A 26105-nucleotide genomic window follows, 5' to 3' on the forward strand; every position below is an offset into this window, starting at 1 on the left:
TGTATCTGGATTTTGTGAGCACCCGATAAACCTGTGGGAGTGGGCTTGCTCACGAAGAGGCCGGCACATTCAACATGGATATCGCCTGGCCGGACACTTTCGCGAGCAAGCCCGCTCCCACACTATTTTGCGATGCGCCTGAACTTTGTGGGCAGCGGATAAACCTGTGGGAGTGGGCTTGCTCACGAAAAGACCGGCAGATCCAACATGGATATCGCCTGACGGACGCTTTCGCGAGCAAGCCCGCTCCCACAGGGTTCTGCGGTGTATCTGGATTTTGTGGGCAGCCGCTAAATCTGTGGGAGCTGGCTTGCCAGCGATGAGGCCTGAATCAGCGCCGTTTCAACGCCTGCTTGTGCGCATACATCGCCTGGTCGGCATCAGCCAGTAGCCGATCCACCGTGTCATGCCGTTGCGGATCGTATTCGATCTGGCCGACGCTGAAGCGGATGTCGTAGCCGCGTTGCAACATCGTATTGCGCTCGTCGAGGATGTCCTTGAGCCGCGCCATGATTGCCGTGGTTTCGACGTGACTGGAGCCGGTCAGCAGCGCCACGAACTCATCACCGCCCAGGCGCCCGACCACGTCGCTCTCGCGAAAGGCGATGCGCAGCACATCGGCAAAGGTCTTCAGCGCACTGTCGCCCTCAGCATGGCCGTAACGATCATTGATCTGTTTGAAGTCATTGAGATCGAAAAACAGCAGCGTCGCCGGTTTGTCCAGACGCGCGCAAGCGTCCAGCGCATGTTGGGCGAGCTGTTTGAAACCGCGGCGATTGGACAGCAGCGTCAGCTCGTCCATGCTCGCCATCTGCACCGCCATCAACTCTTGCTCGGCCATGCCGGCCAGATCGCGCAACAGGGCACGCTCCTCGTCGTCGAGTTCACGCGGCTGGGTGTCGATCAGGCACAACGTGCCCATTTTGTTGCCGTTGGGCACGGTCAGCGGGTAGCCCGCGTAGAAACGGATGTTCGGCTCGCCGGTGACCAGCGGATTGTCATGAAAGCGCTTGTCCTGCTTGGCATCAGGCACCAGCAGCAATTCGTCCTGAAGAATCGCGTGCCCACAGAACGACACATCACGCGGGGTTTCGTTGACGTCGAGGCCGACGCACGACTTGAACCATTGCCGATCCTTGTCCACCAGCGTCACCAGCGCAATCGGCACGTTGAACAGGCGTTTGGCCAGCCGCGTGAGCCGGTCAAAACGCTCCTCCGGCGCCGAATCAAGAACCTTCAAGCCGTGCAGCGCTTGAATTCGGGTGGCTTCATTGGCGGGTTTGATCGGGGCCAGCATCACGCACTCCATCAGGGTCAATGACCGTTAGAGTAGCCTGATTCGCCAGCGACTCACACACTCAACCGCCCGCCACCGGACATGGCCCGCCAGCATCGGCCCAAAGCTTGAACTGGGCCACAAAAATGTCATGCGGCACCGACACCGGTGCGCGCCCTGCTCCGGGGTTCCAGCCCCACAACACCAGTTTGTCGTCGCTGACATGTTTGATCAGCGCGGCGAAATCACGGTCGCCGTTGCTCGAGCGGTCCTTGATCATCGCGCACAACTTGTCCGGCGGCAGGCCGATCCAGGCCATCTTGTGGGCCGCCGGCGGCAGACTCCAGTGTGGTGCCCCCGGTGGCGCGTGGGGGCCATAACTGGCCGGCGGATTGCTCTCGGCGTGGCAGGTGGCGCAGGGCAAACCGGCGGCGCCCTTGCCGTCCATGCCACGCACCACATTCATCGCGTGTGGTTTGCCGGCATCGAATTGCAGCGGCGAGTCGCCGGGGATGTGGCAGTTCTGGCAGCGCGGGCTCTGGAACACCTTCTGCACCGTGCCGAACGCCTTGAGCGCTTCCTGATCGTCGGCGAACAGGTCCGAGGCGTAGCCGCCCAGCCCCAGCAATATCACCGTGCCCAACAGCAGATGTCGTTTCATCTCACACCCCCGACAGTTGCAGCGGCAGTTCACGCAAGCGCTGCCCGGTCAGCGCATACACGGCATTGGCCACCGCCGGCGCTGTGGGCGGAACCCCGGCCTCACCGATGCCGCCGGGTTTGTCGCTGCTGGGCACGATATGCACCTCGACCAGCGGCATCTCGTTGAGCCGCAGCACCTGGTAATCGTGATAATTGGACTGCACCACCGCGCCGTCCTTGAGCGTCAGCTTGCTGTGCAGCGCCATGCCCAGGCCAAAGGTGATGCACGATTCCATCTGCGCCGCGATGCTCTGCGGATTGACCGCGATTCCGCAATCCACCGCACACACCACGCGGTGCACGCGGATCGCCAGATTGTCCTGCGAGACCTCGGCCACCTGCGCCACATAACTGCCGAACGACTCGTGCACCGCCACGCCCAACGCATGCCCGTCCGGCAATGGCGCTGTCCAGTTGGCCTTCTCCACCGCCAGATTCAGCACCCCGAGATGCCGCGCATGGTCCTTGAGCAAGGTGCGTCGATATTCGACCGGGTCCTTGCCCGCCGCCGTGGCCATTTCATCGATCAGCGACTCCATGACGAACGCGGTGTGGCTGTGCCCCACCGAACGCAGCCACAGCACATTGATTCCGGTCTGCGGCGAATGCAGCTCGACCTGTTGATGGGCCAGGCCCTTGATATACGGGCTGTCGGCCACACCTTCGACCGAAGTCGCGTCGATGCCGTTCTTGACCATGGTCTGTTCGAGCATGGTGCCGGCCATGATCGACTGGCCGACCAGCACATGCTGCCAGCTCAGCGGCATGCCCTGCCCGTCCAGGCCTATGCGTGCCTGATGCAGGAACATCGAGCGGTAATAGCCGCCGCGAATGTCGTCCTCGCGCGACCACACGGTTTTCACCGGCAGCCCGGCGGCTTTCGCCACTTGCACCGCTTCGGCGACGAAGTCCGAGGTCGGATTGGCCCGCCGCCCGAATCCGCCGCCAAGAAACTCGGTGTGAATCTCCACCTGTTCCGGTTTGAGCCCGGTGATCTTGCCGGCGACCATCTGGTCGAGGGTCTGGAATTGCGTGCCGGTCCAGATCTCGCACTTTTCGGCGCTGATCTTCACTGTGCAGTTCAGCGGTTCCATCGGTGCGTGCGCCAGATACGGCACGCTGTATTCGACGTCGATTTTCTTCGCCGCCTTGTCGAAGTTGCCTTTCGGATCCCCAGCCTGGCTGGCGGAAGTGCCCGGTGTCGCTGCCAGTTTGCGGAAACTGTCGAGCAGGCCCTGGCTGCTCAGGTCAGCGTGCGGCCCGAGATCCCAATCGACCTTCAGCGCATCACGACCGAGTTTCGCCGCCCAATAATGCTCGGCAATCACCGCCACGCCGGTCGGCACCTGTACCACTTTGTGCACACCGGGCACCGCCAGTGCCTCGGCGCCCTCGAAGGATTTGACCGTGGCACCGAACACCGGCGCACGGGCGACCATCGCAGTCATCAAGCCCTCGAATTGCACGTCCATGCCGAACTTGGCGCGGCCGGTGATTTTCTCCGGGGTATCGAGGCGTTTGGTCGGTTTGCCGATGACTTTCCAGTCCTTGGCCTCTTTGAAGGTGATCGACTTTGGATCTGGCACTGGCAGTTGCCCGGCGGCGTCCGCCAGTTCGCCGTACGTCGCGCGTTTATCGCCGGCGATCACTACGCCGGACTCGGTGCGAATCGTCGACGCAGCGACGTTGAAGCGCTTGGCCGCCGCTTCCACCAGCATCTGCCGCGCCGTGGCCCCGGCGAGCCGGTAGCGGTCGAATTCCATCCAGGTCGAGGTCGAGCCGCCAGTAATCTGCATCCCGCCAAACGCGGGCATGCCGTAATTGGCCGCCGAGGCCGGCGAGTGTTCGACGCGAATCGTCGACCAGTCGGCGTCCAGCTCTTCGGCGATCAGCATGGTCAGACCGGTCCAGATGCCCTGACCCATTTCCGAGTGCCCGAGCAACACCGTCACGCTGTTGTCGGCGGCAATGCGCAAAAACGCATTCGGCGCGAAGACCTTGCCTTCATTCTCCGCCGCCAGAGCAAAACGATGGGCACCGGGCACGACGAACGCCACCACCAGGCCGCCACCCAGCACGGCACTGCCCTTGAGAAATCCACGACGCGATACAGGACTGTTCATCAGCCTTCTCCCAACATGCCTCAGCCGATTTCGGACGCGCGCTTGACCGCCGCGCGGATCCGGGGATAGGTACCGCAGCGGCAAATATTGCCGGAGAGCGCCTGATCGATATCGCTGTCGGTGGGTTTGGGGATTTTCGCCAGCAGCGCGGCGGCAGACATGATCTGCCCGGACTGACAATAACCGCACTGCACCACATCAAGTTCGGCCCAGGCCTGCTGCACCGGGTGCGAGCCATCGGTCGAAAGGCCTTCGATCGTGAGAATCTTTTGGCCGTGGGCCACGGCGGTGGCGGGCGTGATACAGGCGCGCAACGGCGCGCCATCGACGTGTACGGTGCAGGCGCCGCACTGGGCCATGCCACAGCCGAATTTGGTACCGGTCAGGTGCGCCACGTCACGCAGGACCCAGAGCAACGGCATGTCGGCCGGCACATCGAGCTCCTGATCCTTGCCATTGATATTCAAGGTCAGCATCGGGGATTTTCCTCAGACTCACGGTGTTCTGAAGGGGCGTCGCTACGGCCAGCAAAGCCTGTGCGCGCCTCGGCTTATCCCTTTCAGCAAAGCCTAATTTGCGCGTGAAGCCAGACATGGCGACCACCGGTCATGCCCTATCGCAAAAATGTCGACTTTAATCTTCTGGCTGATAACGGCGCTTATCCGAACCGTCACGACCGGTCTGCGACGAGCGCGGTAACCCATCACCTTGGTCAGGAGTCGCGAACATGGGATTTGTCACCACCAAAGACGGCGTCGAAATTTTCTACAAGGACTGGGGCCCGAAGGACGCCCCGGTGATCCACTTCCACCACGGCTGGCCGCTCAGCTCGGATGACTGGGATGCGCAGATGCTGTTCTTCCTGGGCCAGGGTTTTCGAGTGATCGCCCATGACCGCCGGGGGCACGGAAGGTCGAGTCAGGTCTGGGACGGCCATGACATGGACCATTACGCCGACGATGCGCTGGCGGTGGTCACGCATCTGGGGCTGAAGAATGTGGTGCATGTCGGCCACTCCACCGGCGGCGGCGAGGTCATCCACTACATCGCCCGTCATGGTCAGGACAACGTCGCCAAAGGCGTGTTGATCAGCGCGGTGCCACCGTTGATGGTGCAGACCGAAAGCAATCCGGGTGGCTTGCCGAAATCGGTGTTCGACGATTTTCAGGCGCAACTGGCTGACAATCGTGCGCAGTTCTATCGCGACATTCCCAGCGGCCCGTTCTACGGCTACAACCGTCCGGGCGCCAAGCCGTCTGAGGGGATCATCGGCAACTGGTGGCGTCAGGGCATGATCGGCGGCGCCAAGGCGCATTACGACGGGATCGTTGCGTTCTCGCAGACCGATTTCACCGAAGACCTGAAGAAAGTCACCGTGCCGGTGCTGGTGATGCATGGCGAGGACGATCAGATCGTACCGTATGCGAACTCGGGGCCTTTGTCGGCGAAACTGCTGCCAAATGGCACGTTGAAGTCGTATCCGGGGTTTCCGCACGGGATGCCGACGACTGAGGCGGCGACGATCAATGCCGATTTGCTGGCATTTATTCGCGGCTGAGGAGAGTTGCGTTCACGCCTGTCTCCTGTAGGAGCGAGCCTGCTCGCGATGGCGATGTATCAGGCAACAAATGTTCAATCTGTTCCGACGCTATCGCGAGCAGGCTCACTCCTACAAGGGAACTTGATTGGCCTGAAGTTCACTACGCCTCGGTGCGCCCCGTCCCTTCGCGATCACGTTCGTAGTGGTGCGCCAGTGGCAGCGCGGGCAACCATGACTCGCGCCGTACAGTCCACAGTTCATAGGTCGGCTTGAACTGGTTCGGCGCGTCCAGCGAGCCGACATTCACTTCAATTTCATCCCCCGAACGCGCCAGTACCGGCGAACCACAGCGCGGACAGAACACCCGCCCTTGATACTCGCCAGTGTTGCCGCTGACGGTCACCGCATTCTCGGGAAATATCGCCGAGGCATGGAACAACGCCCCGTGGTGTTTGCGGCAGTCGAGGCAGTGGCAAATCCCGACGCGGTAAGGTTGGCCCGACGCTTCGAAACGCACATCGCCGCACAGGCAACCGCCAGTTAATGAGTTCATGGTGTCTATCCTCTGCCAGACTCTGTTCAGCCTTTGAACATAGCAGCCGTACAAGCGAACGCTCACATTCTGCCTACGCCGGAGACAGCCCCATGCCCTCCCCCGAGTCCATCTTGTTACAGAGCTGGCACACCAACGCTGACGCCTGGATCGACGCGATCCGCAGCGGTACCATCGAAAGCCGCCAGCAAGTCACCGATCAGGCGATCCTGCTGGCGATCATGGGCCGTCAACCCGAACGCGTGCTGGATCTGGGTTGCGGCGAAGGCTGGTTGTTGCGGGCGCTGGCGGATCGCGGTATCGATACGGCGGGCGTCGATGGCGACGCGACGTTGATCGAGGCTGCACGCGAGGCCGGTTCGGCCAAGGTACATGTGGCCAGTTATGCGGCATTGGTCGACGCCGAAATTGATATTGGCCGTGATTACGATTTGATCTGCGCCAACTTCTCGCTGCTGCATCAGGACATCATTCCATTGCTCGCCGCGATGCAGGCGTTGCTGGTTCCCGGCGGCGCCATGATCATTCAGACCCTGCATCCGTGGGCCGTGGCGGCCGGCGATTATCAGGATGGCTGGCGTGAAGAGTCCTTCGCCGGGTTCAAGGGCCAGTGGCAGCCGATGCCGTGGTATTTCCGCACGCTGTCGAGCTGGTGCAACGCGCTGGACATGGCCGGGTTTCACCTGGTCAGCCTGCAAGAGCCGCAGCATCCGCAAAGCCCGGTGCCGCAGTCGCTGTTGATGATTGCCGAGCGGCGCTCCTTGTAGGAGTGAGCCTGCTCGCGATGGCGTAGTGTCAGGCAACACATATGCAAACTGTACCGACACCATCGCGAGCAGGCTCACTCCTACAGGGTTTGTCGGCGAGCGACGCACTTGTCGATCTACGGCAGCGCCATTCGACCAAGGACTGACTACGCTGTAAAACCTGCGTGTCTAACCTGCCGAGGATGACTGCCATGCAACGCTTTCAAAAACTCACACCGTGCCTGTGGTTCGATGATCAGGCCGAAGCCGCCGCGAAGTTCTATTGCTCGATCTTCGATCATTCGAAAATCACCGGCCTGACCCACTACAGCAAGGTCGGCCAGGAATTTCACGGCAAGCCGGAAGGCGCGGTGATGACCGTCAGTTTCGAACTCGACGGCCAGACCTTCACCGGCCTCAACGGCGGGCCGATGTTCAAGTTCAGTGAGGCCATTTCGTTTCAGGTCAATTGCCAGAATCAGGAAGAAGTCGACCACTTCTGGGGCAATCTGTCGGCAGGCGGCCCGGTCGAGGCCCAGCAATGCGGTTGGCTCAAGGACCAGTTCGGCGTGTCGTGGCAGATCGTGCCGGTGGCGTTCATGCACATGATGCTGGACCCCGACACCAGCAAGTCGCAACGGGCGATGCAGGCCATGTTCAAGATGAAAAAACTCGACATCGCCGAACTGGAGCGGGCCTTTGCCGGCCAGAGCTAATACACTCCGGTTCTGGCCTGCCGGGAACCATAACGATGAAACACGCTGCCGCCAAAAACCCTGAAAAAGCCCCTCGCTTCTGGCGCGACGATGCCCTGCCCTTCATCGAAGCGCGGGCCATCGCCGATGGCCGTGAGGTCTGCTACTCACGCCATTCCCATGCGCATTTTTCGATTGGCGCGATCACCGCCGGGCGCAGCATTTATGTGCATGAGCAATCAACCTTCGAAGTCGCCGCCGGCACCGTGGTGCTGATGAATCCGGGTGACGTGCATGCCTGCAATCCGCTCGATGATCAGCCGTGGTCGTACTTGATGTTGTATGTCGAGACGCCGTGGTTGACGGATTTGCAGCATCAACTGGGGTTCAGTGCGGCGCTGGAGTTTCGGCGGTTCTCCAATACTCATCTGGATGACCCGCGACTGTTTCGTGACCTGCAAGGGCTTTACGCCACACTGGTCGATGAGCAGCAGGACGTACTGCGCAAACACAGCGCAGCGGTCGAATTTTTCAGCGACCTGCAACTACGCCTGAACCCTGCTGAACCACCGTTGCGCGAACCGAACTTCAAGCTCGAACGCGCCGCCGATTTCATCCGCGAACATTGCACCGATCTGCTCAGCCTGGAGGACATCTGCACGGCGGCGCAGTTGTCACCGTCGTATCTGATCCGTACGTTCAAGCAGCATTACGGCATGACTCCGCATGCCTTTGTGGTCAACCAGCGCATCCAGTTCGCCCGCGAACGTCTGCGCAGCGGCCAGTTGATTGCCGATGTCGCGCTGGAAGCAGGTTTTGCCGATCAGGCGCATTTTCAGCGCGCATTCAAACAGCATCTGGCGGCGACTCCCGGCCAATATCGCGGCTGATCCTGGCGCCGGGCTCACGGCAACAGCAGATAACCCGCGCTCGCCGCCAGCAACAAGGCCATCAACCGATTGAACAGGCGCATCCCCTTCGGATTGCCCAGATACCCACGCAGAAACGTCCCGGCATAGACCCAGCAACCGACCGACAGATAACAGATCACCAGATACACCGCGGCGAACTGCCAGACCAGCCGTGCCTCGCCATCGGCGACAAACGCGCCCATCCCTGCCACACACGCCAGCCAGGCTTTCGGGTTGAGCCATTGCATCACCGCGCCGTACAACATCGACGGCGCCCGCCCCGCCTCGCCGACATGCAACTGGCCGTCATCGGCAGCCAGTTTCCAGGCCATGAACAACAGAAACGCCACCCCGGCCAATTGCACCACCCGGGTCAGGAATGGCCACAGTTTCAGGACTTCATGCAGGCCCAACCCCATCAGCACCAGCAACAGCACAAAGCCCAGCGTCGCCCCCGCCACATGCCGCTGACTGGCCCGAAAGCCGTATTGCGCCCCGGAACTCAGCGCGACGATATTTACCGGCCCCGGGGTTATGGATGCCACCAGCGCAAACGCCGCCATCGACACAATCAGACTCATTACGCACCTGCTGCAAATTGGGGAACAAGGAGTCAACAGTAGACAGCGCCGTGCGCCCGCGTATTGAACAAAATCACCCACGACCCGCGCCACCACTCAGGCCATTGAAACCGGCGACGAAGTTTCTGTTGCCACTTAATACCTCAAACAGACATCTCGACACTTTCAAAAACAACTTGCAACTTAAAACAAAAAACCAACTTTGCTCGATGTTTTATATTCCCGACCCCTTCACAACCAGCCACGTTAACCTGGCTGATTGCCGCACTAACCAACACGGACCAGAACAACTCAATATGGATATTAACCGCAACCTTTTTGCAACGACCCCTGCATCGGCCGACGAAGTAGAACGATTGAAAATCGCCAGGGCTCTGGAGAACCGAAATTTCCTTCGACAATCTTTTCGTGCTGAAGAAGACCTCATGCAACTCGCCACGGAAGTGGTGTCGGGAAGTCGTTTCGACAGCGAACATCTCGCTGGCAAATTATTGCTGCGCTCACTCAGCAAACATCCGGAATTCATTGAATTCATTGCCTCCTTCGACCTTCCTGCCGATCACTTTTTCATGGTCAGAAGCAATGGTGAAGTTTACGCCGCCTATGAAGAGTTCGGCGCTACGGGTTTTTACATCCACTACACCATCATTACCGATGAACTGTATGAGATCGAATCACTACGGCCCGATATCGAACTTTTGTCTAAAACTGCATGGCGTTCTGGCGGCATTATTTCCTCCAGCGCCACCGTGCCACTGCGCAACTGGCTGGCGTTTCAGGAAATCGATCCGCCCAACGACTACGCAGACCTTGCAAACTTGATCGACTGCCTCAACTTCAAAATGCCCGCACCGCCAAAATTCGCTAACTACTGGGGTATTTCCGAGGAGACTCAGGATGTCGCCCTGATCATCGAGCCCGCCCAGTATCCTGTGATCATGCAGGTCGCGCGAAAGTTGATGGCCGACCTGGGGCGGCATGCCGAACCGTTGATCAACTACCTGACGGACGTGGTGCTCAAAAGAAAAAGCGGCGCCTTGTTGCAGGAAAATCCGCGACTGGCGTGGGAGTATTTGATGCAAACGAGCGAGGCACATCGTCTGGCTCAGAGCTGTTTCGATGCACTTCTGATCGAGGGCAAGGCACCCACAGTAACGGAGGTCACCCGCAGCCGGCTGTTGCTGGCCGCGGTCGTGCTGGACCTGGACATGGGCTCGGAGGAACGGGTCGAAACTCATCGAAGTCTGCGTTATGAATCGCTGTATGTGCATGAAACCCCGGCGCAGGCGCGGACTCGTCTCAAGCGCCACTTTGAGCAGATCAACCGCGTCAGTCTGTTTGCCGCTTACCTGGCAGTGGAACTGGTGCTGGCGGGGCAATCACCAGAGTTTCTGGTTGTTACCCCGCCGACACTGCTGATCGGCTCACCAGGCTGGGTCATGTTGCGCAAGGCGGTCATGCTGACAGAAAGGATCGCTCCCGGGTTGTCGCGCAAACTGTCTTATGAGCAACTGATGAAATTTGCCGAACTGGCGCCGCTCAGCGATGCACAACGCTCCCTGCATCAATTACTCAATCTGCAGTGCGTGCTGGATTGGGCAAACATCAACGAAGTGATGCTCCGTGAAGATTCGACATTATCCGAAGCACAAATCGCAACAGCGGCAATGAATCACTACAACACATATGCCGATGAACTGGAGGCGGCACTGAAGTCTATAACCACTGCGCCGGTCAGCCGAAGGAACCTGGCGCAGCAAACGCTGTTCGATGCCGACATCAACCACCATCAGGAGGTATTTCGTTCGCCGCACAATAAAGGGGGACTGATCAGCGACACGGTGATCAATCTTTACCTTGCCAACCAGTTACACCGTAAAAACCTCACCAGCACATCGACCCGGCGCAATTTGCACGACGTGCATCCGACATTGGCCGGCCTTGCGCCAGTCAATCAATTGTATGCCGCAAAGATCAAGGGGCAGCACGAAACCTTCAAGTCGGGAGTCAGCACCATGATCCGGCTGGCATTTTCCCGCCTCGGCCTGAGTGATCGAGAAGCACTGACACAGGGCGCATTAACGCTCTACCTGGTGCGCGGCAACCGCAATATCCCCGGGCACAGCGCCGACCACTTCTCGCCGCACGGGGTGGTCATCCTGTGCCGTCACCAATCGAAAACCCGTTGCTATGAGTTGTTCCCGTTACAAGGACTGTGCCGCAAAAGCGATCGCCTGGCCGAGGCTTTCGCCAGCGGTCATGTATTTAACGAAGACACAGCAAGCTTCGACGGAGCGACCAACGGCAAGAACGGGAACTTCCCGCGCCTTACCTATCTGGAAAACATCATTACCGAGCACGCGGCGTACTTTCAGGGTGCAACGCCTTCCCAGAGCGAACAGGCAGACATCAATAAATTACTGCCGCGCCGCCACTGGGAACTGGCCGAACATGCAGATGTTCACGAGTTCGGCATGCTGCTTGATCGGTTTGGTCAATTTGCGCCATACGACAAAGAGTCAGCCTGGTACACATCGCCAATGGAAAGTTACCAATCGCCGAGGCTGAAAGACATTGCCGACTTCATTGCGCAAAAGAACCCGCCGATCACCTACGACGAATACTACCGGATGGGCTATGACCAGACTGAATACGAGGAAAAGCAGGAAGCGTATGAGCGCGTTGCCAACATCATTCTGAATATCTTCATTCCATTCAGAGGCTGTATCCAGCAACTGACTTCGGATGATCCGGATAAACGCAGCGGGGCCGCCTTCAGCTGCGTCATCGACGCCCTCGCGGTGTCCTTCGTCTTTATCGGGGCGGCCGGTGCGCTGGCAAAGGCAGTGGCAAGCAGCACCAGGCTGCTGAGCCTCGGGCGCGTGGCCGGCAGTGTTCTGGTGTCAATCTTCAACCCCGTTGACGGTGTTCCCCAAGTGATCGTCGGCGCCGGGAAGCTGGCAGGCAAAGGCGCGTTGAAACTCAGCCAGGCTGGCAGTTCGATCAGCATGACAGCCGCCCGCCAGTTGCGTCGACTGACGACCGCCAGCAGTGGCTCCTACGACCTGGTCAAAGCGTTGAGCAAGTCCGGGGCGGCGGCCGAGATTCGCATGACCCTGCCGACGGTGGCTCATGCACGGGCACTGTTCAAGGATGACGCGCTGGAAACTGTCGAACAGATCGTCACACGACTGAGTCAGGACGTTATATCCGTCCCCAAGGGCAGCAATGCGACAGAGCTGCAGCATCTTTTCAATACTGCAACGAGGGAAGCGGCTGCGCCGTCAAAGGGATTCCAGCAACTGGAATCGTTAATAGGCCACGCCGCAGCGAACAACGTATTAATCACGTTCACAAAAAACAAGGGGCCCCGGTTCGATGGAACGAAGTTCACCACAAAAGCCCATGACTATTCCGACACACTCGGGTTCATGGCCGAGCTTGAATCAAAGAAAGTCATCTACCTCAATAATCATCAGCAAAACGTCTTGAAGCTGGATCTTGGCAAGCCGCCCTACACCGACGTGATGCCAGAATCGTCGTTCAACCCGCAGGGTTTCTCCGACAATGCGCAGCGAGCCGGGGCGTGGATGGTCAAAGGCTCGACCTCCGACAACGACCTGGCGCACATTGTGGCGATCCTGCGTGAGTATGCGGGCAACAACAAATCCCTGACCGACGCGACCGTGGTTAAAGAGATCAACGCTCGACTGGTTCCTGAATTGGCGGGGTCTGTGCGCGATGTCGGACAGCCAACAAAATATGGTGGCACCATTAGCGTTTTTGCTGCTCTGGAACGACATCTGAAAACGCTCGATGCCGCCCATGAGCACTTCGACAAACACTTGCTGGCGGCCATCGCCGGGTTTCAAGGCTTCGGCGACGGCAATGGTCGTACCGCCAGCGCGGTGTATGCGATCAGCCAGCTGCGCAACCAGCGATTTGTACCGATGCCGAAACACGTGTTCATGTCGTTGAGCGACCTGGGCTGACCACTCAAAATCCGTGCCCCGTTTAACGAGGCACGGATTGTTTCATTCACCGGCAAGCATCGCCGGCACGGTAAACCGAAACTCCGTGCCCTCACCCGGCTCACTGCTGGCCTCGATGCGTCCGCCGTGAGCTTCAACAATCCCCTGCGTGATGTACAGACCCAGTCCGGTTCCGGTCGGGTTGCCCTCCTTCACCGTCCAGTAGCGGTCAAACACCCGCGCCAGGTTTTCCTTGGGAATGCCTTCACCGGTATCACGCACGGTAAACACGATTTCCTTGCCGTCAGACTTGGCCAGCACGCCCACCGAACCTTTGCGCGGGGTGAACTTGATCGCGTTGCCGATCAGGTTCGACAGCACCTGAAACAGACGCTCCGGGTCGGCATGGATTTTCAGGTCGGGGTCGGCCTGGAACGAGATGCTGATGTCCTTGTCCAGCGCCAGCGGCCCCAGCAGGGATTGCGTTTCCTCGAACATCTGCCCGACGTCCAGGGTCTGCGGGGCGATGGTGTAGCGCCCGGCGTCGATTTTCGAGGTATCGAGCAAGTCTTCGAGCAGCGTGTTCATCCGCCCCGCCGCCTGTTGCATGGTGTCGATCGCGGTGGAGATGCGCCGCGAAGTGTGCGGGCCGTCGGAACTGAAGGTCTTCTGCATCATGCCGCAGAGCATGGAAATCACGGTCATCGGATTGCGCAAGTCGTGGGAAACCACTGCCACCAGCTCATCCCGGGCGCGCACCGCTTCCTGCTCGCGGTGCACCTGCCGGGCCAGGTCGTTTTCCAGTGCGGAGCGGCGCAGGTCATTGGCCGCAAACAGATCGCCGTGGCTCCACTTGGTGGAGATCCCGGCCATCTCGACTTTCCAGATTTCGAACGAGGTGCGCGGGCGCAGACGCAGGCCGGCATCGGAGTTTTCCAGGTCCAGCGGCTTGCGCGGATCACCGCTCCAGTTGATGTTCTCCTTGACCTCGGGGCGGAACCACAACACGCCGTTGTCCACCGGTTTGGGCAGGCTCATGGCGAGCACGCCGCTGGCCACTTGCTGAAACTGCGCGGCCGGCGGATAGACGCTGGCCAAATGATGACTGGCGAACACCGGCTCGCCGGTTTCCTGCAGCCACTTGTGCAGGGCGCGAATGTCTTCCGGTTCCGGGCAGTTGCCGTAACGGTGCAACTGCTTGTCTTCGATGATCGCAATGCCCCCGGCCCCGGCCAGCGCCATCAACACTTGCGGCTGTTGCGCCAGGCCATCGAAGACGTTTTGCGGCGAGTCGATCATGGCCTGATTGAGCAATGCCAGTGCCTCGACCTTTTCTTCACGCTGACGGCTGAGTTCCAGCGCCTCCATCGCGCTGATCTGCAGCGACAGCACCTGACCGATGGTCTGACAAGCACTGCGCAACTCGTGCGGCACATGCAGCGGCTGGCGGTTGCCACAGCTGATCAGGCCCCAGAGTTTGTCACCCTTGAGCAGCGAGATGCTCATCGACGACAGAACGCCCATGTTTTTCATGTACTGACAATGAATCGGCGAGACACTGCGCAGGGTGGCGAAACTCAGGTCCAGCGGGGTCTGGGTGTCCGGGCGCAGCTTGGGCACCAGCGGCACTGGCTGATAATCGGCATTCGGGATGATCCGCAGCCAGTTGGTGCGATACAGCTCGCGCGCTTGCTCGGGGATGTCCGAAGCCGGGAAGAACAGGCCGTTGAACACTTCCATCGACGGATCGGACGCCTCGGCGATCACCTGACCGTGGCCCTCCTCCTCGAAGCGGTAGATCAGCACCCGGTCGTAACCGGTCATCGCCTGGATTTCCTTGACGCTGATGTCATACAGCGCCTGCAATGTGGTGGCTGCCTGCAAGCGCTGAAGCATGCGGCCCAGATGGGTCCGGTTGCCGGCGACGTTACGCGGCTGGAAGTTTTCGACGTGGATTTCCAGTTCCAGAATCAACACGCCTTGATGACGGTGCAGCAGACCTTCGAACGCGGTGCCGTTGAGGCGGAAATGTAGCGGTCCGGCATCGGCAAATACCGGTTGTTGCAACGCCTCGCGCACGACCGCCGCGTGCGTCTCACCCAGCAATTCGTGCAGTGGCTGGCCGATCAGTTCTTGCGCCGGGCGTGCCAGCAGGGTCTCGACGTTGGCGCTGATCTGAATGATGTCCAGCGCCGGCTCGCTCAGGGTCAGCAACAGGCCGTGGGGCTGGATCGCCCCGGGAAAGCGAATCGGTTCGTCGGCACAGTTGGCCAGCAGTTCTTCAAAGGCTTCTTGGTCTTGCGGGGTCATGCCAGTACCTCCCGGCTGTCGAGCCAGCGCTCGAAACAGCTGAATGTGGTTTGGGCCGCCGCAACAACGGCTTTACGTTCGTCCGCATCCAGCGGTCGACTGCCCAGGTATTCAATGAAAGCGCGCCAGCGGCGGCCGGTGGCGGCGCCATAGATGTCGAGGAATGCCGCGCCATTGTCGGCATTCAGGCTCAACCGCGAGGCGATTTCGCGGCGCAGGATCTGCCCGCCGAGGGTTGCCCCTTCCAGCACGTACATCACCCCCAGGCAGGCAGCGCTGGATTCGATCACGGGCAACGACTGACACAATGGAAGATGGGCGATAGTCTCGGGCATCAGGCCCAGAGCCCTCAGATCATTGAGCAGGATCTGCGTCTTGAGACGTGGCGCAAGATCGAAATCGACCGGGATCACGCCACTGTCGAGCAGTGCACTTTCCAGCGGTCGATAAAAGCCGTAGTAGGCCTGCATCAACCGTACAAAAGCGTTCGAATCGAGGGTATCGGAGAAAAAAGGAAGACGTTTTTCCAGTGCGATGTGCAGTTCGGCAGTGCCGGCTCGCAGATCTTGCAGCACCGGTGGCACATAAACTTCACGGGCCTTTGCTTGCATGTAGATCGCTCTTGGTGGGGCCGCTTCGGGGCCGGCAGGGTGTTTGCAGCTTTGGAAGGATATTACACGGCAAACGCCTTTTTCTGACTTGGCGCACAGATTTTTCTGACGAAACCATCGCCTTCAGACCTTTCAGAGCTCTGAAGAATCAGAAAAGTTCGACTCGATCAAAGAGGCTGCCAATGCTGTACCGCGACAGCACCGCGTGACTGTACGGGTCAGCGCGCCCGCCGCCTGTGATAAAAAAGCGTCATCGCTTCTGGAGCCCAAGCCCATGGATCTCGCCACGCTTTCGCTGTTTCTCCCGGCCTGTTTCGCCCTGAACATGGCCCCCGGCCCGAACAACCTGTTGTCGGTGAGTAATGCCACCCGCTATGGTTATCGTCGGGCCTGCGCCGCCGGTATCGGGCGAATCGTTGCATTCGCCGCAATGATTGCCCTCGCCGGCGCGGGGCTGTCGGTGGTGCTGCAGACCTCGGAATGGCTGTTCCATGCGATCAAGATCATTGGCGCGGCGTACCTGCTGTACCTGGCCTGGCAACTGTGGCGCGCCAACCCCGAGGCCGAGCAGCAGGTCGCCGGAGCGTCGGTGGGGTTCTGGCGGCTGGCGCGTCAGGAGTTTCTGGTGGCGGCGGGCAACCCGAAAGCGATCCTGTTGTTCACCGCGTTTCTGCCGCAATTCGTTGATCCGAGCCGCCCGGTGCCGGCGCAATTCGCGGTGCTCGGCGCGCTGTTTCTGCTGCTGGAATGGATTGCCATCGGCGCCTATGCGTGGATGGGCCTGCACATGCGCCGCTGGTTCGTCGAGCCGCGCGGCAAACGGATCTTCAACCGTTGCTGCGCGGGGCTGCTGTCGGCGGCGGCTTCGGTGTTGTTGCTGGCGAAACGCGCGTGATACCTAGGCCTCGGACGGCCCTTTGAGTTCGACCTGATTGCCGTCCGGGTCGAAGCAATACAACGACAGGCCGTAGCCCTCGGCGCCGAAGCGTCTGGCGGCTTTTTCCACGGTCAGACCGTGCGCCTGCAAGTGCTCGGTCAGCGCCGGTTCATCGAACGGCTCAATGCGCAGGCAGAAGTGATCGACGTTGCGCCGCTCGGTACCGGCAGCCCCGCCACCCTTTTTGCCGAGTTCGCCTTGCAAGTCGACGAGGTCGATCATCGAGGTGCCGGCGCGCAGGTGCACCAGACCCAATGGTTCGTTGTGCCTGACCACCTCGGCGCCGAAGACCTGGCGGTAGAACTCGATACTGCGTTGCAGATCGGCGACACGCAGGACGATGTGATCGATGTGTTGAATGATGAACGGTGGCATGGTTGGCTCCAGCGAATCGGCGATCCGCTGATTGTGGTGCAGAATCGAAAAAATTCACTGTCGATTTTTCGGTGGAGCCATCGAAATCCTGGATTTAAGCTCTGCCCATGAACATACAAACCGCACTGCTGCCGCCCCACGCCGAGATGGTTCGCGCCATGCTCGAACGCGACACCGCCTACGAAGGGGTGTTCTTCACGGCCGTGAAAACCACCGGGATCTTCTGCCGCCCCAGCTGCACGGCGCGCAAGCCGAAACCGGAGAATGTCGAATTCTTCGCCCATGCCGATGAGTGCTTGAGCGCCGGTTATCGCGCCTGCCTGCGCTGCAAGCCGCTGGACGTCGCAGCCATCGCCCCCGACTGGGTGCAGCGCCTGCTCACCGCCGTCGATGCCGACCCGGAAATGGGCTGGAGCGATGCGCAACTGCTGGCCGCAGGCATCGAACCGCTGAAGCTGCGGCGCTGGTTCAAGCAGCATTTCGGCATGACCTTTCATGCGTGGCTGCGCACGCGCCGGCTCGGTATGGCGCTGGGCGGGATTCGCCAAGGCACCTCGATTGACCATGCGGCGTTCGATTCCGGCTACGAATCGCTCAGCGGTTTTCGCGATGCGTTCCAGAAGTCGTTCCACATCACCCCGGGCCGCGCGGCCAACAGTGAACCGCTGCTGTTCACCCGCCTGACCACGCCGCTGGGGCCGATGATCGCGATGGCCGAACGTCGCGGACTGGTGTTGCTGGAGTTTCTCGATCGCCCGGCGCTGACCCGCGAGGTCGAGGAACTGCAAACCCGTCATCGCTACGTGGTCGCACCGGGACACAACGCGCCTTTGCGGCAGATCGAAGAGCAACTCAACGAATATTTTGCCGGGACGCGCAGTGCATTCAGCGTCCCGCTGCATCTGCCCGGCAGCGCGTTCGACCAGCAAGTGTGGGAGCTACTGCTGCAAATTCCTTATGGCCAGACCAGCACCTACGGCGCCATCGCCTCACGCCTGGGCAAACCCGGCGCCAGTCGCGCGGTAGGCTTGGCCAATGGGCACAATCGGCTGTCGATCGTGGTCCCGTGCCATCGGGTGATCGGTGCGGACGGTTCGCTGACCGGCTATGGTGGTGGACAGCCGCGCAAGGCGTTTCTGCTGAGGCTGGAAAACGCTGCGGTGCAGCTCACGCAACCACTGGCTTTCTGACACTTCGCTCCACTTACAAGAAGGGATTTCGATGAACGCGCTCGACACTCGGTTCCACCAGTTACACCAGGAAGGTCTGCTGATCCTGACCAACGTCGCCGACGCCACCGGTGCGCGGCTGGTCGAGCATGCGGGCGGGCAAGCGGTCGCCACCAGCAGCGCGGCAGTCGCTTGGGCGCATGGCTATCCAGACGGCAACACCCTGCCCCTCGAACGGCTGATTTCAACCGTGGAATCCATCGCGCGGGTGATCCAGGTGCCGCTGAGCGTGGACATCGAGGCGGGTTATTCCGATGACCTTGGCCGTGTGGCCGAAGTGGTCGATGCGGTGCTCGCCGCCGGTGCGGTCGGGATCAATATCGAGGACGGCAGCGGCGCCCCGGAGCTGTTGGCGCGCAAGATTGAAGTAGCACGGCAGATCGCTCAGAAGCGTGGTGTGAAGCTGTTCATCAACGCGCGCACTGACGTCTACCTCAAGGGCCTGGTACCGGCCGAGGATCGCGTCGCCGAAACCCTGCACCGTTCAGCGTTGTACCAGGCCGCCGGGGCCGATGGCTTGTTTGCCGCTGGCGTGACCGCCGCTTATGAAATCGAGGCAATCTGCAAGGGCACGTCACTGCCGGTGAACGTGCTCGGCTTCGCCTGCCTGCCGTCGCCGACCGAGCTGCAAGCTCTGGGCGTGCGGCGCTTGAGCGCCGGGTCCGGGATCGCCGAGTTCCTCTACGGCGCGATGGGTTCGCTGGTGAAAAGCTTCCTCGCCAGCGGCAAGCTCGACACCCACGACCTGAAGGCGCTGACCTACGGCGAAGTCAACGGACTGCTGAAGTAGCATGCCGGATCGTTATCAGGCGGCCAGCGAATTTCTGGCCGCGCTCGACGAGGACTGGCAGCGCCACATTGCCGCCGTCGGCCCGTGCCTGCATCAACCGCACCCGGCGCGTGATCCTTACGAATCGCTGGTGCGGGCAATTGCCTATCAGCAACTGCACGCCAAGGCTGGGGACGCAATTGTCGGGCGTCTGGTGGCGCTGTTTCCGGGGCAGACGTTTCCCCGGCCGGAACAGATTCTCGCGAGTGACTTCGATCAACTGCGCGGCTGCGGTTTTTCGGCGGGCAAGATTGCGACCATTCAGGGCATCGCCCGGGCAACGCTGGACGGTGTGGTGCCGGATTATCCCACCGCGCTGGCGATGGACGATGAAGCGCTGATCGAACGCCTTGTCAGCCTGCGCGGGGTGGGCCGCTGGACCGTGGAGATGCTGCTGATTTACAGCCTGGAGCGCATGGATATTCTGCCGGCGGATGATTTTGGCGTGCGCGAGGGCTATCGCCGCTTGAAGGCGCTGGAGGTACAGCCGACGTGCAGGCAGATGATCGAGATCGGCTTGGCGTGGAGTCCGTATCGGACGGTGGCGGCGTGGTATTTGTGGCGCGTTGCCAAGGTCTAGACCGCGTTATCGTTCTTCGCGAGCAAGCCCGCTCCCACAGAGGAACGCATTTCAAAATGTGGGAGCGGGCTTGCTCGCGAAGGCGCCCGTCGACTCAACCTCAAATCAAAGACCTGACTTCAACTTGCTGAACGCCCGAATCAAAGCCCGGTTGAACGCCTTGCCATTGTCATTCTTGCTGTACAGCGAAGCCCGCACCGCCTCCGACGGATACGTCCCCGGATCATTACGGATCGATGCATCCACCAGACCATCCGCCGCCGTGATCGCATTGGCGTAGTGGATGGTGTCGGTGATCGGCGCGATCACCTCAGGCGTCATCAGATAATCCATCAATGCCAGCCCCGCCTGCGGATGCGGCGCATCCTTGGGAATGACCATGGCGTCAAACCAGATCAACGTGCCTTCTTTGGGGATGCGGTAACTGAGCTGGAACGGCTTGTTCGCCGCTTGTGCCTGCCCCGCCGCAATCGCCACGTTGCCATTCCACGACATCGCCACGCAGGTGTTGCCGTTGGCCAGGTCGCTGATATTCAGGTCGTTGTCGAAGTAACGAATGTACGGGCGGATCTTCGCCAGTTGCTGTTCGGCGAGTTTCAGGTCATCGAGGTTCTGGCGGTTGATGTCCAGCCCCATGTACTTCATGACCGCCGCGAACACCTCGTTCGGATCGTTGAGCAGACTCACTCCGCAATCGGCAAATGTCGAGACCACCGCCGGGTCGAACAGCATCGCCCAGCTGTCGGTCGGCGCGTTCGACAGACGCTGCTTGATTGCCTGTTCCTGATAACCCACACCGGTGGTGCCCCAGGCATAAATACCGGCATAACGGTTGCCGGGATCGAACACCGCCATGTGCTGGCGGAACTCGTCACCGACCCCGGCAAAGTGCGGCACCCGAGCCTTGTCCAGCGGCTGGATCTCACCGCTCTCGATGGCTCGCGACAGGTGTTGCCCGGCGGTCAGTACCAGGTCATACCCGCTGCGTCCGGTGAGCAGTTTGGTCTCCACGGTTTCCAGCGAATCGAAGTGATCGGCGACCACATGAATGCCGGTCTGCGCCTCGAAATTCTTCAGCGTATCCGGGGCCAGGTACTCGCCCCAGATGTACAGATTGACCACCGGTCTGGCGGTGTCGGCGGCCTGCACACACAGGGGTGCAAGCACCAGCAATAACGCTTGAGTCAGTTTGTGCAGACCCATGGTCAGGCTCCTTTTTTCTGGCCGGCGTATTGCGGCATGGTGATGCACGCGACGTTGCCGCCACCGAGGAGGATTTCCCGGGAATTTTCGATGCCGACGATCTTGTGCTGCGGGAACAGCTCGGCGAGAGTCGCCAGCGCCACCTGATCGTTGCGATCACCGAACAGCGGCACCACGATCGAGCTGTTGCCGGCGTAGTAGTTGATATACGAGGCACAGATTCTGGTGCCGGCCTGACGGATGTGGGTACTGTCCTGCTGATCGAGGCCTTCGGCTTCCTCAGCGGTCCACTCCAGCACTTCCGGTTGCGGCAGTTTATGCACGATCAACTCGCGACCACGGCTGTCGCGGGTGCTGCGCAGGATGTCGTAGGCCTCTTGATAGATTTCCCATTGTGGGTCGTCGCGGTTGTCGGTCCATTGCAGCACCACTTCGCCGGGGCGCACGAAGCACGCGAGGTCATCGACATGGCCATCGGTTTCGTCGAACTTGCAGCCACGTGGCAACCAGATCACTTGTTCGGCGCCGAGGTAATCGGTCAGGCGCCGAGTGACCTCGTCCTTGCCCAGATGCTGGTTGCGATTGCGGTTGAGCAGGCACTGTTCGGTGGTGAGGATGCTGCCCTGGCCATCGCTCTGGATGCCGCCAAGTTCGGCAATCAGCGGTGCGCGGTAACGGTCGAAGCGTTCGATTTCGAGGATCTTGCTGGCGATCTGGTCGTCCTTGTCCCACGGGTAATACAGCCCGCCGTCGAGGCCGCCATAGGCGTTGAATTCGAAGTCGACGCCACGCACTTCGCCGCTCTGGTCGTTGACCACAAAGCACGGGCCGCTGTCGCGGAACCAGGTGTCGTTGCAGGTCATCTCGACCACACGCACTTGCGGCGGCAACTGCCGGCGTGCGATGGCGAATTGTGCGGCGGAGGCACACACGGTAACCGGTTCGCTCTGCGCGATGGCGGTGACGATCTGCACCCAGACTTTCTGCGCCGGTTTCGCGCCGTTGCGCCACACGTCGGTGCGCTCCGGCCAGCCGAGCCAGCAGCCGGACTTGGCTTCGAATTCGCCGGGCAGACGGAAGCCGTCGCGCTTGGGGGTGGAGTCGAGCAAACGTGCCATGATCAAACCTCGTCTTGGGGTTGGGAATGACCACAGGCTACGATCGCGGGCGGCTGGCCCGCCAACGATGAATATTGCGGAACAGTTGAATTCAACTCATCAATCGGCCAGTTGATCGTTGAACCATTCAAGCATCTGCGCCACCGCCGGCCGCTCCAGGCGCAGCCGTTCGCAGACCAGCGCGTACTGGCCGAGCGCGGTCATGCTCGACGTGAATGGCCGCACCAGCCGCCCGCTCAGCAAATCCTCCTGCGCGGTAAGGTTGTCGCCCATCGCCACACCCTGCCCCTGTGCCGCCGCTTCCAGCGCCAGACCGGCGTGAGCGAAATACAACTGGCGCTGCGGGCGCAGATCGCCGGCGTGACTGGTCAGCCAGGCGGTCCAGGTCTTGCCGTCCTGATCGTCGTGCAGCAGGCAATGGCGCGCCAGGTCTTTCGGGGATTTCAGACTGCCCTGGTTGAACAGCCCCGGGCTGCACACCGGGAAAAATTGCAGCGCCGGCAACGGCCGCACGAAATAGGCGCTGCTGTCCACCGGACCGGTGCCGTAGGTGATCGCCAGGTCAATGTCTTCGCCCGGCGCGCTGGCGTCGATCGGCTGTTCGTAGAGATGCAGGGTGATGTGCGGATAGCGTGCGTAGAAATCGGTGAGGCGGTTCATCAGCCACTTTTGCGCCAGCTCGGCGGTGACCGCCAGACGCAAGACCGCCAGCGAGGAAGGATCGCGCAGTTCATCGCAGGCTTCACCGATCAGTTCGAAGGCCTGTTGCAGGCTCTGCATCAGACGTCCAGCGGCGATGGTCGGGCGGATCTGCCGGCCTTCGCGGATGAACAGCGAGACGCCGAGCTGTTCTTCGAGCTGACGGATCTGGTGGCTGACCGCGCTGTCGGTGACGCACAACTCGGCGGCAGCCCGGCCGAAATGCGCGTGGCGGGCGGCGCATTCAAAGGTTCGCAGGGCCGCCAGTGAGGGGAGTCTTCGCATGGGTTGGGGTGCCTTTTTTGGGGACATGCTGACCGGGCCTTGAGCAGGCGTCCAGTGGCACCGCGTTATCGTTCTTCGCGAGCAAGCCCGCTCCCACATTTTGAAATGCGTTCCCCTGTGGGAGCGGGCTTGCTCGCGAAGGCGTCAACATGATCACCACAAATCTTCTAGGCTCAACCGCACCCACTTCAGCCAACCGGAGGCCCCACATGCACCTCGAAGGCTCCTGCCATTGCGGCGCCGTCACTTTCAGCCTGACCAGCGCCCATCCCTACCCCTATCAACGCTGCTACTGCTCGATCTGCCGCAAGACTCAAGGCGGTGGCGGTTACGCGATCAACCTCGGTGGCGATGCGGCCAGCCTCAAGGTTCAGGGGCGCAAGCACATCAGCATCTACCACGCGAAGATGAAGGAAGCAGGTGAAAAACGTGGCCATCGCAGCACCGCCGAGCGGCATTTCTGCTCACAGTGCGGCAGCGGCTTGTGGCTGTTCAGCCCGGAATGGCCGGAGTTGATTCATCCATTCGCCTCGGCAATCGACACCCCGTTGCCGGTGCCGCCGGAGCATACGCATTTGATGCTGGAATCGAAGGCGCCCTGGGTCGAGGTGGATGCGAAGCCCAAGGACAAGCAGTTTGCGGTGTATCCCGAGGAGTCGATTGCGCAGTGGCATGAGCGGTTGGGGTTGGTCAAATGAGCAGGGGTTGTGTTGTGATTGATGGCTCTATCGCGAGCAGGCTCACTCCTACAAGGGAATGCATTCCAAATGTAGGAGTGAGCCTGCTCGCGATAGGGTCCAACCTGTCTACACAAATCAGTCCAGATGCGCCCAGGTCATCCGGAACGACGCCCCACCCCACACCGATTCCCCGACCTCGACCTGCCCGCCATGGGACTGCGACACCCGCCGCACCAGCGCCAGACCCAGGCCGAAACCGCCGGTACGCCGATCGCGACTGGCATCCAGCCGCGAGAACGGCTCGAAGATTTTCTCCCGACCTTCCACCGGCACACCCGGACCGTCGTCGTTGACCCGCACTTCGTAGTAATCGCCGCTGCGCACCAGCGTCACTTCGACACGGCGCTCGGCATAACGAATGGCGTTGCGCAGCAGATTGATCACTGCGCGCGCCATGAAGCGCGGCTCGATGCGTACGGTGTCGAGCAGGCAGTCACCAATCAGCAACTGCACCCCCGCCGCTTCCGCCTCCAGCGCCACGCTGCCGACCACGCTGTCGAGCCAGTTGGCCGCTTGAATGTTTTCACACTTGATCACCGTCGCGCCACGTTCGAGGCTGGCGTAGGTCAGCAGCTCGGAGACCATTTCTTCCAGCTCGCCAAGGTCGGCGTACATGTCGGCGATCAGTTCGCGGTTCTGGCTGGCGTCCGGTTGCTGCTTGAGCTGGTCGAGTTCGAACGACAATCGCGCAATCGGCGTGCGCAGTTCGTGGGAAACCGCGTTGGTCAGCTCACGCTGATTGGCGATCAAACTCTCGATGCGCGCCGCCATCAGGTTGAAGTGTTCAGCCAGATCGCGAATGTTCGAGCGCTTGGACAGTTGAATGCGCACTGACAGGTCGTTGTCGCCAAAGCGCTCGGCGGCCAGACGCAGTTTTTCCAGATCGCGCCAGTGCGGACGCACCCAGAAAAACAACACACAGCCGATCAGCACGGCGATCATCAAGTAGGCACCGGCAATGTAGAACGGCATCAGGCTGGGTTCGGCGGGCAAGCGAATGCTGAGCAGTTGCGAGCCGCCGTCGATGGCTGAAATGTATTGGGTGTATTTGTCGCGGATCACCAGCAAGCCTTGAGCAAGCTCGGCTTTTTCCTCGTCGCTGAGCGCCAGTTGATCGGCGTCGACCAAGGTCAACCCCAGGCCATAGTGCGGGCGCAGAGCCTGCAGTTGTTTTTCACGGGCCGGGCCGTCGAGGTTGCGCAGCAACTCCCCCAGCGTCCAGGCCTGACCACGCACCGCCTCGCGGTTGTAGTCCTGCATCTGATAGTCGAGCAAGGCATCGAACGTACGCTCGACAGTCTGCAACGCCAGGACCAGGCCCACCGTCATCACCAGAAACAGCCCGAGGAATAACCGCAGCATCTACAGCTCCCACGCGAACGGATTGAACAGATACCCCTTGCCCCACACGGTCTTGATGCACACCGGTTCGCGTGGGTTGTCCTTGAGTTTGTTGCGCAACTTGCTGATGTACACGTCGACGCTGCGGTTGAGCCCGTCAAAAGCGATACCGCGCATGCGATTGAGGATGTCATCGCGGGACAGGGTCTTGCCGGCGGCGCTGGCCAGCAACCACAGCAGCTCGAATTCCATGGTGGTCATTTCGATGATCTCGCCGGCCAGACGCACTTCGCGACAGCTGCGATCGATGCTCAAGCGCCCGAACTCCAGCGCACTGACCACGCCAGCTTCCGGCATCTGCCGCCGCTGCAAGGCGCGCAGCCGAGCGAGCAGTACCGGCGGTTTGATCGGTTTGATCACGTAGTCGTCGGCGCCGGATTCCAGGCCGAGAATATGGTCGAGGTCGTCTTCCTTGGCGGTAAGGATGACAATTGGCGTGTCCGACACGCTGCGGATTTCCCGGCACACGTGCAGGCCGCTCTGCCCCGGCAGCATCAGGTCGAGCACCACCACTTTGGGCTGGAACTCGAGAAACGCGGCCACTGCCAGATCACCGCGATGCACCGCGCGCACCTCGTAGCCATGTTGTTCGAGAAAGTGCGCAATCAACGTGGCCAGACGCTCATCGTCTTCGACCAGCAGGACTTTGCCAAAACCCAGGTTATCCATAACGACCGTCTGCCAACCCAT

24 protein-coding genes are annotated in these 26105 nt (G+C 60.7%); 10 read left to right on the forward strand and 14 right to left on the reverse strand.

Going from position 1 to position 26105, the window contains the following annotated elements; translation table 11 throughout:
• Window positions 1-331: 331 nt before the first annotated feature.
• The 4 genes from LVD08_RS14805 to LVD08_RS14820 form a co-directional block, all read right to left on the reverse strand.
• A complete protein-coding gene (locus LVD08_RS14805; protein WP_247268508.1) occupies window positions 332-1297 on the reverse strand; it encodes a sensor domain-containing diguanylate cyclase in 966 nt (321 codons plus the stop codon).
• Between the two features lie 61 nt (window positions 1298-1358).
• On the reverse strand, window positions 1359-1937 hold the full coding sequence (locus LVD08_RS14810) for a hypothetical protein (RefSeq protein ID WP_247268509.1): 579 nt from the start codon (window positions 1935-1937) through the stop codon (window positions 1359-1361).
• Between the two features lies 1 nt (window position 1938).
• Window positions 1939-4101 (reverse strand): xanthine dehydrogenase family protein molybdopterin-binding subunit, encoded by a 2163-nt coding sequence (locus tag LVD08_RS14815; protein ID WP_247268510.1) that lies wholly within the window; start codon window positions 4099-4101, stop codon window positions 1939-1941.
• Window positions 4102-4121: 20 nt separating this feature from the next.
• A complete protein-coding gene (locus LVD08_RS14820; protein WP_003224136.1) occupies window positions 4122-4577 on the reverse strand; it encodes a (2Fe-2S)-binding protein in 456 nt (151 codons plus the stop codon).
• Between the two features lie 251 nt (window positions 4578-4828).
• Between LVD08_RS14820 and LVD08_RS14825 the strand changes: the two genes are divergently transcribed.
• On the forward strand, window positions 4829-5659 hold the full coding sequence (locus LVD08_RS14825) for an alpha/beta fold hydrolase (RefSeq protein ID WP_247268511.1): 831 nt from the start codon (window positions 4829-4831) through the stop codon (window positions 5657-5659).
• A 142-nt stretch (window positions 5660-5801) separates the two neighbouring features.
• Here the strand turns inward: LVD08_RS14825 and LVD08_RS14830 are convergent, their stop codons facing one another.
• Window positions 5802-6194, reverse strand: a complete 393-nt coding sequence (locus LVD08_RS14830; RefSeq protein ID WP_247268512.1) for a GFA family protein — start codon at window positions 6192-6194, stop codon at window positions 5802-5804.
• A gap of 92 nt (window positions 6195-6286) precedes the next feature.
• Between LVD08_RS14830 and LVD08_RS14835 the strand changes: the two genes are divergently transcribed.
• The 3 genes from LVD08_RS14835 (at window position 6287) to LVD08_RS14845 (ending at window position 8525) form a co-directional block, all read left to right on the forward strand.
• On the forward strand, window positions 6287-6961 hold the full coding sequence (locus LVD08_RS14835; protein WP_247268513.1) for a class I SAM-dependent methyltransferase: 675 nt from the start codon (window positions 6287-6289) through the stop codon (window positions 6959-6961).
• 191 nt (window positions 6962-7152) lie between these two features.
• A complete protein-coding gene (locus LVD08_RS14840) occupies window positions 7153-7656 on the forward strand; it encodes a VOC family protein (protein ID WP_247268514.1) in 504 nt (167 codons plus the stop codon).
• Window positions 7657-7691: 35 nt separating this feature from the next.
• Window positions 7692-8525, forward strand: a complete 834-nt coding sequence (locus LVD08_RS14845; protein WP_247268515.1) for an AraC family transcriptional regulator — start codon at window positions 7692-7694, stop codon at window positions 8523-8525.
• Between the two features lie 14 nt (window positions 8526-8539).
• On the opposite strand, the gene LVD08_RS14850 is transcribed toward LVD08_RS14845, so the two are convergent.
• Entirely contained in the window at window positions 8540-9127 is a 588-nt protein-coding gene (locus LVD08_RS14850; protein ID WP_247268516.1) for a LysE family translocator, read from the reverse strand.
• A 50-nt stretch (window positions 9128-9177) separates the two neighbouring features.
• Between LVD08_RS14850 and LVD08_RS14855 the strand changes: the two genes are divergently transcribed.
• Window positions 9178-13119 carry a hypothetical protein gene (locus LVD08_RS14855; RefSeq protein ID WP_247268517.1) on the forward strand — a complete coding sequence of 1314 codons (3942 nt, stop codon included), beginning with the start codon at window positions 9178-9180 and terminating at the stop codon, window positions 13117-13119.
• A 42-nt stretch (window positions 13120-13161) separates the two neighbouring features.
• On the opposite strand, the gene LVD08_RS14860 is transcribed toward LVD08_RS14855, so the two are convergent.
• Window positions 13162-15408 (reverse strand): ATP-binding protein, encoded by a 2247-nt coding sequence (locus LVD08_RS14860; protein ID WP_247268518.1) that lies wholly within the window; start codon window positions 15406-15408, stop codon window positions 13162-13164.
• The gene (locus LVD08_RS14865; RefSeq protein ID WP_247268519.1) at window positions 15405-16019 is read right to left on the reverse strand and encodes a biliverdin-producing heme oxygenase; all 615 of its coding nucleotides are present in this window, start codon (window positions 16017-16019) and stop codon (window positions 15405-15407) included. Before LVD08_RS14865 ends, LVD08_RS14860 begins: the two co-directional genes overlap by 4 nt.
• 274 nt (window positions 16020-16293) lie before the next feature.
• Between LVD08_RS14865 and LVD08_RS14870 the strand changes: the two genes are divergently transcribed.
• On the forward strand, window positions 16294-16914 hold the full coding sequence (locus LVD08_RS14870) for a LysE family translocator (RefSeq protein ID WP_247268520.1): 621 nt from the start codon (window positions 16294-16296) through the stop codon (window positions 16912-16914).
• A 3-nt stretch (window positions 16915-16917) separates the two neighbouring features.
• Here LVD08_RS14870 and LVD08_RS14875 read toward each other — a convergent pair whose 3' ends face one another.
• Entirely contained in the window at window positions 16918-17331 is a 414-nt protein-coding gene (locus LVD08_RS14875; RefSeq protein ID WP_247268521.1) for a VOC family protein, read from the reverse strand.
• A 107-nt stretch (window positions 17332-17438) separates the two neighbouring features.
• Between LVD08_RS14875 and LVD08_RS14880 the strand changes: the two genes are divergently transcribed.
• Genes LVD08_RS14880 through LVD08_RS14890 form a run of 3 tightly spaced genes read left to right on the forward strand, consistent with a single transcriptional unit; the run spans window position 17439 to window position 19969 of the window.
• Window positions 17439-18521, forward strand: coding sequence for a bifunctional transcriptional activator/DNA repair enzyme AdaA (locus LVD08_RS14880; protein WP_247268522.1), 1083 nt, complete (start codon window positions 17439-17441; stop codon window positions 18519-18521).
• 31 nt (window positions 18522-18552) lie between these two features.
• Complete coding sequence (locus tag LVD08_RS14885; RefSeq protein WP_150369604.1) at window positions 18553-19350, forward strand: isocitrate lyase/PEP mutase family protein; 798 nt, start codon at window positions 18553-18555, stop codon at window positions 19348-19350.
• A gap of 1 nt (window position 19351) precedes the next feature.
• Window positions 19352-19969, forward strand: coding sequence for a DNA-3-methyladenine glycosylase family protein (locus LVD08_RS14890; protein ID WP_247268523.1), 618 nt, complete (start codon window positions 19352-19354; stop codon window positions 19967-19969).
• Window positions 19970-20074: 105 nt separating this feature from the next.
• Here the strand turns inward: LVD08_RS14890 and LVD08_RS14895 are convergent, their stop codons facing one another.
• The 3 genes from LVD08_RS14895 to LVD08_RS14905 all read right to left on the reverse strand — a co-directional run bounded on the left by LVD08_RS14895 (window position 20075) and on the right by LVD08_RS14905 (window position 23274).
• Complete coding sequence (locus LVD08_RS14895) at window positions 20075-21172, reverse strand: extracellular solute-binding protein (RefSeq protein ID WP_247268524.1); 1098 nt, start codon at window positions 21170-21172, stop codon at window positions 20075-20077.
• A 2-nt stretch (window positions 21173-21174) separates the two neighbouring features.
• Window positions 21175-22290 carry an agmatine deiminase gene (gene aguA / locus LVD08_RS14900; protein ID WP_247268525.1) on the reverse strand — a complete coding sequence of 372 codons (1116 nt, stop codon included), beginning with the start codon at window positions 22288-22290 and terminating at the stop codon, window positions 21175-21177.
• Window positions 22291-22389: 99 nt separating this feature from the next.
• Complete coding sequence (locus LVD08_RS14905) at window positions 22390-23274, reverse strand: LysR substrate-binding domain-containing protein (RefSeq protein WP_123587923.1); 885 nt, start codon at window positions 23272-23274, stop codon at window positions 22390-22392.
• A gap of 209 nt (window positions 23275-23483) precedes the next feature.
• Here LVD08_RS14905 and LVD08_RS14910 point away from each other — a divergent pair, with 209 nt between their 5' ends.
• Complete coding sequence (locus LVD08_RS14910) at window positions 23484-23972, forward strand: GFA family protein (RefSeq protein WP_247268526.1); 489 nt, start codon at window positions 23484-23486, stop codon at window positions 23970-23972.
• A gap of 117 nt (window positions 23973-24089) precedes the next feature.
• Here LVD08_RS14910 and LVD08_RS14915 read toward each other — a convergent pair whose 3' ends face one another.
• Window positions 24090-25376: an ATP-binding protein gene (locus LVD08_RS14915; RefSeq protein WP_027613171.1), complete on the reverse strand. Its 1287-nt coding sequence runs from the start codon at window positions 25374-25376 to the stop codon at window positions 24090-24092.
• The gene (locus tag LVD08_RS14920) at window positions 25377-26084 is read right to left on the reverse strand and encodes a response regulator (protein WP_027613172.1); all 708 of its coding nucleotides are present in this window, start codon (window positions 26082-26084) and stop codon (window positions 25377-25379) included. It lies immediately after the preceding gene.
• Between the last annotated feature and the right edge of the window lie 21 nt (window positions 26085-26105).

It is taken from the genome of Pseudomonas sp. YL2, from assembly GCF_023063025.1.
In the GTDB taxonomy this organism is placed as follows: Bacteria; Pseudomonadota; Gammaproteobacteria; order Pseudomonadales; family Pseudomonadaceae; genus Aquipseudomonas; species Aquipseudomonas putida_A.

What these genes read in the sequence shown, in the direction of transcription:
- LVD08_RS14870 (WP_247268520.1), top strand. Translation starts at nt 16,294, where the DNA reads ATGGATCTCGCCACGCTTTCGCTGTTTCTCCCGGCCTGTTTCGCCCTG.
- LVD08_RS14885 (WP_150369604.1), top strand. Translation starts at nt 18,553, where the DNA reads ATGAACGCGCTCGACACTCGGTTCCACCAGTTACACCAGGAAGGTCTG.
- LVD08_RS14845 (WP_247268515.1), top strand. Translation starts at nt 7,692, where the DNA reads ATGAAACACGCTGCCGCCAAAAACCCTGAAAAAGCCCCTCGCTTCTGG.
- LVD08_RS14915 (WP_027613171.1), bottom strand. Translation starts at nt 25,376, where the DNA reads ATGCTGCGGTTATTCCTCGGGCTGTTTCTGGTGATGACGGTGGGCCTG.
- LVD08_RS14895 (WP_247268524.1), bottom strand. Translation starts at nt 21,172, where the DNA reads ATGGGTCTGCACAAACTGACTCAAGCGTTATTGCTGGTGCTTGCACCC.
- LVD08_RS14805 (WP_247268508.1), bottom strand. Translation starts at nt 1,297, where the DNA reads ATGCTGGCCCCGATCAAACCCGCCAATGAAGCCACCCGAATTCAAGCG.
- LVD08_RS14875 (WP_247268521.1), bottom strand. Translation starts at nt 17,331, where the DNA reads ATGCCACCGTTCATCATTCAACACATCGATCACATCGTCCTGCGTGTC.
- LVD08_RS14860 (WP_247268518.1), bottom strand. Translation starts at nt 15,408, where the DNA reads ATGACCCCGCAAGACCAAGAAGCCTTTGAAGAACTGCTGGCCAACTGT.
- LVD08_RS14905 (WP_123587923.1), bottom strand. Translation starts at nt 23,274, where the DNA reads ATGCGAAGACTCCCCTCACTGGCGGCCCTGCGAACCTTTGAATGCGCC.
- LVD08_RS14910 (WP_247268526.1), top strand. Translation starts at nt 23,484, where the DNA reads ATGCACCTCGAAGGCTCCTGCCATTGCGGCGCCGTCACTTTCAGCCTG.
- LVD08_RS14850 (WP_247268516.1), bottom strand. Translation starts at nt 9,127, where the DNA reads ATGAGTCTGATTGTGTCGATGGCGGCGTTTGCGCTGGTGGCATCCATA.
- LVD08_RS14835 (WP_247268513.1), top strand. Translation starts at nt 6,287, where the DNA reads ATGCCCTCCCCCGAGTCCATCTTGTTACAGAGCTGGCACACCAACGCT.
- LVD08_RS14920 (WP_027613172.1), bottom strand. Translation starts at nt 26,084, where the DNA reads ATGGATAACCTGGGTTTTGGCAAAGTCCTGCTGGTCGAAGACGATGAG.
- LVD08_RS14880 (WP_247268522.1), top strand. Translation starts at nt 17,439, where the DNA reads ATGAACATACAAACCGCACTGCTGCCGCCCCACGCCGAGATGGTTCGC.
- LVD08_RS14840 (WP_247268514.1), top strand. Translation starts at nt 7,153, where the DNA reads ATGCAACGCTTTCAAAAACTCACACCGTGCCTGTGGTTCGATGATCAG.
- LVD08_RS14865 (WP_247268519.1), bottom strand. Translation starts at nt 16,019, where the DNA reads ATGCAAGCAAAGGCCCGTGAAGTTTATGTGCCACCGGTGCTGCAAGAT.
- LVD08_RS14825 (WP_247268511.1), top strand. Translation starts at nt 4,829, where the DNA reads ATGGGATTTGTCACCACCAAAGACGGCGTCGAAATTTTCTACAAGGAC.
- LVD08_RS14830 (WP_247268512.1), bottom strand. Translation starts at nt 6,194, where the DNA reads ATGAACTCATTAACTGGCGGTTGCCTGTGCGGCGATGTGCGTTTCGAA.
- aguA (WP_247268525.1), bottom strand. Translation starts at nt 22,290, where the DNA reads ATGGCACGTTTGCTCGACTCCACCCCCAAGCGCGACGGCTTCCGTCTG.
- LVD08_RS14815 (WP_247268510.1), bottom strand. Translation starts at nt 4,101, where the DNA reads ATGAACAGTCCTGTATCGCGTCGTGGATTTCTCAAGGGCAGTGCCGTG.
- LVD08_RS14820 (WP_003224136.1), bottom strand. Translation starts at nt 4,577, where the DNA reads ATGCTGACCTTGAATATCAATGGCAAGGATCAGGAGCTCGATGTGCCG.
- LVD08_RS14810 (WP_247268509.1), bottom strand. Translation starts at nt 1,937, where the DNA reads ATGAAACGACATCTGCTGTTGGGCACGGTGATATTGCTGGGGCTGGGC.
- LVD08_RS14890 (WP_247268523.1), top strand. Translation starts at nt 19,352, where the DNA reads ATGCCGGATCGTTATCAGGCGGCCAGCGAATTTCTGGCCGCGCTCGAC.